7 protein-coding genes and 2 pseudogenes are annotated in these 7,473 nt (G+C 62.6%); 3 read left to right on the top strand and 6 right to left on the bottom strand.

All coding sequences use genetic code 11. The annotated features are described in order from the left end of the window. Positions 1-545, top strand: a 545-nt coding sequence (locus tag U5L98_RS18595) for a helix-turn-helix domain-containing protein (RefSeq protein WP_322559736.1), incomplete at its 5' end; no start/stop codon positions are given. Positions 546-619: 74 nt separating this feature from the next. On the opposite strand, the pseudogene U5L98_RS18590 reads toward U5L98_RS18595, so the two are convergent. Further along, a pseudogene (locus U5L98_RS18590) lies at positions 620-1,583 on the bottom strand (IS1595 family transposase). 109 nt (positions 1,584-1,692) lie between these two features. On the opposite strand from U5L98_RS18590, the gene U5L98_RS18585 reads away from it, so the two are divergent. Next, the gene (locus U5L98_RS18585; protein WP_322559735.1) at positions 1,693-2,634 is read left to right on the top strand and encodes an IS1595 family transposase; all 942 of its coding nucleotides are present in this window, start codon (positions 1,693-1,695) and stop codon (positions 2,632-2,634) included. Positions 2,635-2,891: 257 nt separating this feature from the next. Beyond that, positions 2,892-3,911: a TAXI family TRAP transporter solute-binding subunit gene (locus U5L98_RS18580; protein WP_322559734.1), complete on the top strand. Its 1,020-nt coding sequence runs from the start codon at positions 2,892-2,894 to the stop codon at positions 3,909-3,911. A gap of 79 nt (positions 3,912-3,990) precedes the next feature. Here the strand turns inward: U5L98_RS18580 and U5L98_RS18575 are convergent, their stop codons facing one another. The 5 genes and pseudogenes from U5L98_RS18575 to fadB form a co-directional block, all read right to left on the bottom strand. Further along, complete coding sequence (locus U5L98_RS18575; RefSeq protein ID WP_322559733.1) at positions 3,991-4,245, bottom strand: hypothetical protein; 255 nt, start codon at positions 4,243-4,245, stop codon at positions 3,991-3,993. Then, positions 4,178-4,321, bottom strand: a complete 144-nt coding sequence (locus U5L98_RS18570) for a hypothetical protein (RefSeq protein WP_322559738.1) — start codon at positions 4,319-4,321, stop codon at positions 4,178-4,180. Before U5L98_RS18570 ends, U5L98_RS18575 begins: the two co-directional genes overlap by 68 nt. Before the next feature lie 255 nt (positions 4,322-4,576). Further along, positions 4,577-4,882, bottom strand: coding sequence for a hypothetical protein (locus tag U5L98_RS18565; RefSeq protein ID WP_322559732.1), 306 nt, complete (start codon positions 4,880-4,882; stop codon positions 4,577-4,579). Then, on the bottom strand, positions 4,879-5,175 hold the full coding sequence (locus tag U5L98_RS18560; protein ID WP_322559731.1) for a hypothetical protein: 297 nt from the start codon (positions 5,173-5,175) through the stop codon (positions 4,879-4,881). The genes U5L98_RS18565 and U5L98_RS18560 overlap by 4 nt, the downstream gene beginning before the upstream one ends. A gap of 58 nt (positions 5,176-5,233) precedes the next feature. Beyond that, positions 5,234-7,410, bottom strand: a pseudogene (gene fadB, locus U5L98_RS18555) (fatty acid oxidation complex subunit alpha FadB); the annotation flags it as partial. Positions 7,411-7,473 lie beyond the last annotated feature (63 nt).

Genomic DNA, 7,473 nt, shown 5'->3' with positions numbered 1-7,473 from the left:
CCTTTCGGGTCTTCTACGTGGCCAATCGGGGCGACGCGGTATTCGCGCTCCACTGCTTCCAGAAGAAGACCCAGAAGACCGCCAAGAAGGACGGTTCGACCTGGGCAAGCAGCGCTACAAGGAGCTGCCCTGAGCCCGGCCACCACCGAGCGACGTGCCAGATCATGGCCATCGAGTATTACGAGCAGCGTGTGGGACGCCATCGAGGACACTCCCGAGGAGGCGCTGAACATGCGCCTGCGCTCCGAGCTCATGGCGAGGATCGCCGGCCGTGTCCGGAGTGGAGCATCACTCAGAAGGAGGCCGCGCGCCGCCTGGGCATCACCCAGCCCCGCCTCAACGACCTGCTGAGCGGCCGCATCAACAAGTTCAGCCTGGACGCCCTGGTCAACCTGACGGGGCCGGCTCGCTTCCACCTCGAGCTGGAGATCGAGGACGAGGAGGAAGTGGCCGCCTACAGCCACCAACGCCCCTCCAGGGCCTGCTGGAGGGCGGTCGGCGTATGTAAGAAAACGACCATACCTCTGCTAAGGGACGGCCCATAAAAGACAATCCCCTGATTACTCATGTTGATCGCGACCACCATTCCGCCAGCCTGTCCTCTGCTGAGGTTATATGGCTATGTTGGTATCTGTTGTTGGTCAGCACCGATCGCCGCGCGAAGCCATGCCTCCGCTGAAGAAGGCGCGGTTTCAAACAGACGCCGCCATGCTAGGTAATTGGGTAAGTACGCGGTGCCCACCCCATTAAAACGCTTCATCCAGCTCTTCAGTCGGCTGATATAACTGTTTACGTTCTGAATGTGGTATTCCTTGCCGATTACTCGCTGGTTATCGAGTGTGATCAGTCGATGGTGGGCAATACCATGCTCAGCAGAGAAGGTCTTGTACCAGCTGTGCCCGTCCGAACATAGAATCGAGTCGCGGTCGATGATCGGCGCCAGAAAGGCATGGACAGTAGATTTCTGGAGCGCTGGATCCACCAGGTCACTGACATGGCCATTGCGATCACGAACGATAACCACCGGAATTTTATCCGCTTTTTTGTTTTTATTACTTTGGCGTCCGCGTTTCCGGGGCTCGCGGTGCGTGAGGTGGCGCTTTGCCCTTACAGGACTCAACAAAGAAGGTCTCGTCCACCTCAATGATGCCGGACAAGGCGTTGGCGTTGGCACGGGCGCTCTCTTTTAGAAAGCGATGACGCCAGCGGAAGGCCGTCTTCAAATCGATCCCTACTCGTACCGCCGAGACGCGTAACGTCAGGCTGTCTCGCATGCAGCGCAGGTAGTTGAACCACTTGTCACGGTGGTGCAGCTTGGCCAGCGGGGTGCCCGTGAGGGCATTGAACGTCTTGCGACACACAGGGTTCCGGCACCGATACCGCTGCAAACCACTGGCACGCCCCCATTTGGCGGGGTGCTCATTGCCGCAGTGGGGACAGGGATGGTGGGGGTTAGCGGTCTCAAGCAGCGCGTCAGCTTGGGAATTAATTTGCCCAATCAGCTGATTGGAAAGGTATTTTTTGAGATCTACAGGAAGGCGAGCCAGCGTCTGCTCGAGGGCTTTGAGGTCTGCACGTTTCATGGCGTACTCCAGGAGAAACTGGATATACAGTAGTTTATACAGTATTTTTAGAGTACGCCAACAGCAGATACCAACATAGCCGGTTATATCCAGTAGAGGAGGCGATGTCATGGCACGCAATCCGATCCAGTTTCAGGCCGGCCTGTCACTGCCGGCGTTTCTCGAGCAGTACGGCACGGAAGAACAGTGCCAGGCGGCTCTCTTCCAGCATCGCTGGCCCGAGGGGTTCGTGTGCCCCGACTGTGGCAACACCACGGGCTGCCGGCTGTCGCGGGGTCTCTACCAGTGTCATCGCTGCCATCATCAGACCTCGCTCACCGCCGGCACCATCTTCCATGCCACCCATCTGCCGCTCACCACCTGGTTCCTGGCCATGTATCTGCTGACTCAGCGCAAGAACGGCATCTCGGCCTTGCAGTTGTCCCGCGAGCTCGGGGTCAGCTACAACACCGCCTGGAAGCTCAAGCACAAGGTCCTGCAGGTCATGATGGAGCGTAACCAGGGCGAGACGCTGAGCGGACGCATCGAGATCGATGATGCCTACCTGGGCGGCGAGCGGCCGGGAAAGCGAGGACGCGGTGCCGAACACAAGTTCCCCTTCGTCGCCGCGGTGCAGACCGATGACGAGGGTCATCCTCAGCGTATTCAGCTACGTCGCGTCAGCGGTTTCACTCACGACGAGATACAGCGCTATGCCCAGTTGGCCATCGCGCCCGGCAGCCAAGTGTTCAGCGATGGCCTGGGTTGCTTCCGAGCCTTCGCGTCACCGGTCTACACCCACGAGCGCATCATTACCGGCAGTGGCCGGGCCAGCGTCCAGATCCCGGCGTTTCTCTGGGTCAACACTGTGCTGGGCAACGTCAAGAACGCCATTACCGGCACCTACCATGCGATCCGCGGGCAGCATGCGCCGCGCTACCTGGCCGAGTTCGAGTACCGCTTCAATCGGCGCTATGACCTCAAGGCCATGATTCCGCGCTTTCTCACGGTGGCGGCGAGAACCCCGCCGATGCCATATCGGTTCCTGAAGATGGCTGAGCCTTATGCGTAATCAGGTATTCTTTTGATAGCTCCTTCCGGCTCTCGAGCACCTGCTATACCTCAAGAGTGGCCGTGTATGCGCAAGCATGCTCGGTCTGTCTCGATGCCGCATCGATTGATCGCGCGACGACACGACAACGTCAAAAAGAACACAAAAATTCAAACTGTCGGCCAGAAATGATGTGAAGTCTTCCCACCTTCGGCTTCCCTCCAGTCTCTCCTTGGTTCTGGTATGCCTCTGGTCGACTCACTGATGCGAGGTGAGTCATGAAACCAACCGCAAGGCTGCTAGCCGTCGGAGTGGCCAGCCTGTTCCTCTGGAACCCATTGTCGGCCCAGGCTGACGACCCGCTCGTCATTGCTACTGCCAGCCCCTCCGGCGTCTACCATGTGGTCGGTCGCGCGCTGTGCAGAGTTGTCGAGACGCCCTGCCGGGCCCAGCCAAGTAACGGCTCCAGTGCCAACCTGCGGGCCCTGCGAAGTGGCGAAATGAAGCTGGCCATTGTCCAGTCGGACCTTCAGCACTATGCCACCCAGGGCATCGAGGGATTCCGCAAGGATGGGCCAGACGAAGGCCTTCGCTCGGTGTTCTCGCTGCACAGCGAACCTTTCACCCTGGTGGTGCGCCGCGACTCCGGAATCCAGAGCTTCAACGACCTGCAGCAACGCTCGGTTAACATCGGCAATCCGGGCTCCGGGCAACGCGGCACCATGCTGAGGTTGATGGATGCCCGAGGCTGGAGCCGCAGTGACTTCCGTCTGATTCATGACCTGCCGGTCGACCAGCAGTCTATGGAGCTCTGCCACGGCAACATCGATGCCATGGTCTACACCGTGGGCCACCCCAATGCCTCGGTGGCCCAGGCCATCCGGCTGTGCAATGCCGCAATCGTCGACGTGCAGGGCGAGTTCGTCGACCTGCTGGTGAACGCTTACCCCTATTTCACGCGAGCCTCGATTCCCGGTGGGCTCTACGGCCCGGACCAGCCGGCGGTGCGCACCTTCGGGGTCAAGGCTACCCTGGTCGCCACGGCAGACACCGATCCCGACCTGGTCTACCAGCTGGTCGCGAGCGTCTTCGCTGATTTCTTGCGCTTCAAGGCGACTCATCCGGCCCTCGGCCAACTGACGGCCCAGACGATGATCCGTGACGGGCTCAGCGCCCCCCTCCATGAGGGCGCGCTGCGCTACTACCGCGAACAGGGATGGATCGAGGCGGAAGGCATGGTGCACGAACGCAACGAGCAGCGCCGCCTGGCCGCGCGCGGCGCGACAGTGCTTGACTGAACACCGCGCGTGCAACGCAGAACGGCACCCCGAGGGGTGCCGTTCTGCTTATTACCGCGAGGATGATAAACCGAGCGTGTTACTTGAGGCGTTCAAAAACCGTGGCCACGCCCTGCCCCATGCCAATGCACATGGTCGCCAGGCCCAGGGTGGTATCACGCTCCTGCATCACGTTGAGCAGGGTAGTGATGATGCGCGCACCGGAGCAGCCCAATGGGTGACCCAGCGCAATGGCACCGCCGTGCAGGTTGACCTTCTCGTCCATGTCATCCAGCAGGCCCAGGTCCTTCAGCACCGGCAGCGACTGGGCGGCGAAGGCCTCGTTCAGCTCCACGCGTCTGGATGTCGTCGGTGGTCAGGCCTGCCGTCTTCAGCGCCTTCTTCGAGGCCGGCACCGGGCCGTAGCCCATGATGGAGGCATCGCAGCCGGCCACGCCAGTGGCGCGCACCTTGGCGATGGGCTCGAGGCCCAGTGCCCTGGCACGCTCCGCAGCTCATCACCAGCCATGCGCGCAGGCGCCGTCACGAGAGCGCCGAGGATGTGCCGGCGGTCACGGTGCCACCGCGTGGGATCGAAGACCGGCTTGAGGCTCGGCCATGTCTCCAGGCTGGCATCAGCACGAATTACCTCGTCGCGGTCGACCTGGACTCGGAAGCCGTTGGCGTCATGGCCTTCGATGCCGACGATCTCGTCGGTCGAAGCCGCCGTTCTCCATCGCCGCCTGGGCACGCTGATGCGACCGCACGCCGAAGGCGTCCTGATCCTGGCGCGAGATGCCGTGCATCTTGCCTAGCAGCTCGGCGGTCAGCCCCATCATCATGGCGGCCTTGGCCACGTGCTTGCTGGCCGCGGGGTTGACGTCGACGCCGTGGGTCATGCCCACGTGCTCCATGTGCTCCACGCCGCCGACGATATAGAACTCACCCATGCCGGCCCGGATGTTGGCGGCGGCGATATGCAGCGCACTCATCGACGAGCCGCACAGGCGGTTGACCGTCTGGGCCGGCACGCTGTGGGGGCATGCCGGTCAAGCGATCGCGGCATTGCGGGCGATGTTGCATGCCCTGCTCCAGGGTCTGGTTGCACGCAGCCCCAGATCACGTCGTCGATCTCGGTCGGGTCGAGCCCTGGGTTGCGGTCGAGCAGCGCCTGCATCACGGCGGCGGAGAGGTTCTCGGCGCGCACGTGGCGGAAGGCGCCGTCCTTGGCCTTGGCCATGGCGGTACGGGCGCAGTCGACCACCACGACGTCTCTCGGATTCAAGCTCATCGTACTCTGAATCATGCCTGAACGTCTGACCGTTGATGGTGGCTAGCCCTTGGCTCGCGGAGTAGAATCGCTCGCCGGCCTGGCCATCTCGCGCAGCTTATCGGTGGGCGCGTAGAGCGGGCCGAGTTCCTCGGCCAGGCCCTCGGCCAGCTCGACGAAGGCCTCGACGCCCATGGCATCGATGTAGCGCAGCGCGCCGCCTCGGAACGGCGGGAAGCCGATGCCGTAGATCAGCGCCATGTCGGCCTCGGCCGGGCTGCCGACGATACCGTCTTCCAGGCAGCGCACGGCTTCCAGACACAGCGGCACCATCATGCGGGCGATGATGTCGTCGTCCGAGAACTCCTTCTGCTCCTTGACCACCTCGGCTTGACCAGCTGCGTAGGTCGTCGTCGTCGACTGACCTTCTTCGGCTTGCCCTTCTTGTCTTCCTCGTACTTGTAGAAGCCCACGCCGTTCTTCTGCCCGTAGACGGTCGTTGTCGAACATCACCTGAATGGCGGTTTTGCCATCCCGCGCCATGCGGTCGGGGAAGCCTTCGGCCATCACCTCGCCGGCGTGCACGCCGGTGTCGATGCCCACCACGTCGGAGAGGTAGGCCGGGCCCATGGGCCAGCCGAATTTCTCCATGACCTTGTCGATCTGCTGGAAGTCGGCGCCGTCGCGTCCAGCAGGAAGCTGAAGCCGCCGAAGTAGGGGAACAGCACACGGTTGACCAGAAAGCCGGGGCAATCGTTGACCACGATGGGCGTCTTGCCCATGGCGCGGGCGTAGGCCACGGTGGCCGCCACGGCGGCATCACCGGTCTTTTCGCCGCGGATCACCTCCACCAGCGGCATGCGGTGCACCGGGTTGAAGAAGTGCATGCCGCAGAAGTTCTCCGGCTTCTTCAGCGCCTCGGCCAGGCGGGTGATGGAGATGGTGGAGGTGTTGGAGGTGAGGATGGCTGTCATCGCCGACCGCCTCTTCGACTTCGGCCAGCACCTGCCTGCTTGACCTTCGGGTTCTCGACCACCGCCTCGACCACCAGGTCGACATCGCTCGAAGTCGCCGTAGGAGAGCGTCGGGCGGATGTTGGCGAGCACCTCGGCCATCTGCTCGGTGGAGCATCTTGCCCGCGCTCGACCTGCTTGGCGAACAGCTTGCGGCCTCCTTCAGGCCAAGCTCGACGGCTTCTGCCTTGATGTCCTTCATCAGGATCGGCGTGTCCTTGGAGGCGCTCTGGTAGGCGATGCCGCCCCCCATGATGCCGGCACCCAGCACCGCCGCCTGCTTGACGGGCCGCGCCTGCTTCTCGTACTGACCCCCCTTCTTCTTGACCACCTGGTCGTTCATGAACAGGCCAACCAGATTGAAGGCGACATCGGAGAGCGCCAGCTTGGCGAAGGCCTTGGCTTCGATGGCCTGAGCACGGGCTCTCGACTCGCCGGCGCCCTTCTGAATGACCTTGATGGCCTCGATGGGTGCCGGGTAGTGCGGACCCGCCTTACCGGCCACATAGCCCTTGGCGGTCTCGAAGGCCATCATCTGCTCGATAGGCCCGAGGCCCAAGGGGCCTGTCTTCTCTGCGCGGCGGGCCTGGTAATCGAGTTCGCCCGCCTGAGCGCGGGCCAGGATGTCGTTCGCCGCGGCTTCCAGCTGCTCGCCAGGCACCACGGCATCCACCGCCCCCATGCTGAGTGCAGCGTCGGCGCGGTTCTCGGTGCCACCGGCGATCCACTCGATGGCGTTGTCGGCACCGATGAGTCGCGGCAGTCGCACGCAGCCACCCCAGCCCGGCAGGATGCCCAGCTTGGTCTCGGGCAGGCCGATCTTCGCTGACTCGGCCATGACGCGAAAGTCCGTGGCCAGGGTGATCTCGCAGCCCCCACCGAGGGCCAGGCCATTGATGGCGGTGACGGTGGGGAACGGCAGATCCTCTATGGCATTGAAGATGCCATGCACCCGCTCGAGAAAGTTCTCGATCTGCTCCGCTCCCTGCTCGAACATAGCTTGGAACTCGGTGATGTCGGCGCCGACGATGAACGCTTCCTTGGCGCTGCAGATCATCAGGCCCTCGAGACCACTTTCGGCCCGGATGGCCGAGACGGCCTCCCCAAGCTCCGCGACAACGGCGCTGGAGAGTTTGTTGACGGACTCGTCCTTCAGATCGAAGGTGAGCGTGGCAATGGCATCGCTCCCGTCCTTGAGACCACGAGCCACCGTGATGGCATTGCCTTGATAGATCATCCAGGAACCTCCATGCAGGAATTCATACGGCCGTTTGATTTTTGTCAGCTTGGTGCAGCCGAG

It is taken from the genome of Halomonas sp. (assembly GCF_034520545.1).
Classification (GTDB): domain Bacteria; phylum Pseudomonadota; class Gammaproteobacteria; order Pseudomonadales; family Halomonadaceae; genus Halomonas.
The sequence above is the reverse complement of the archived record's forward strand: the minus strand, read 5'-3'. Positions and strand labels throughout refer to the sequence as shown.

Excerpts from the sequence above, each read along its gene's own strand:
- U5L98_RS18585 (WP_322559735.1), top strand. The coding sequence starts at position 1,693 with ATGGCACGCAATCCGATCCAGTTTCAGGCCGGCCTGTCACTGCCGGCG.
- U5L98_RS18580 (WP_322559734.1), top strand. The coding sequence starts at position 2,892 with ATGAAACCAACCGCAAGGCTGCTAGCCGTCGGAGTGGCCAGCCTGTTC.
- U5L98_RS18570 (WP_322559738.1), bottom strand. The coding sequence starts at position 4,321 with ATGGGCTACGGCCCGGTGCCGGCCTCGAAGAAGGCGCTGAAGACGGCA.
- U5L98_RS18565 (WP_322559732.1), bottom strand. The coding sequence starts at position 4,882 with ATGAGTGCGCTGCATATCGCCGCCGCCAACATCCGGGCCGGCATGGGT.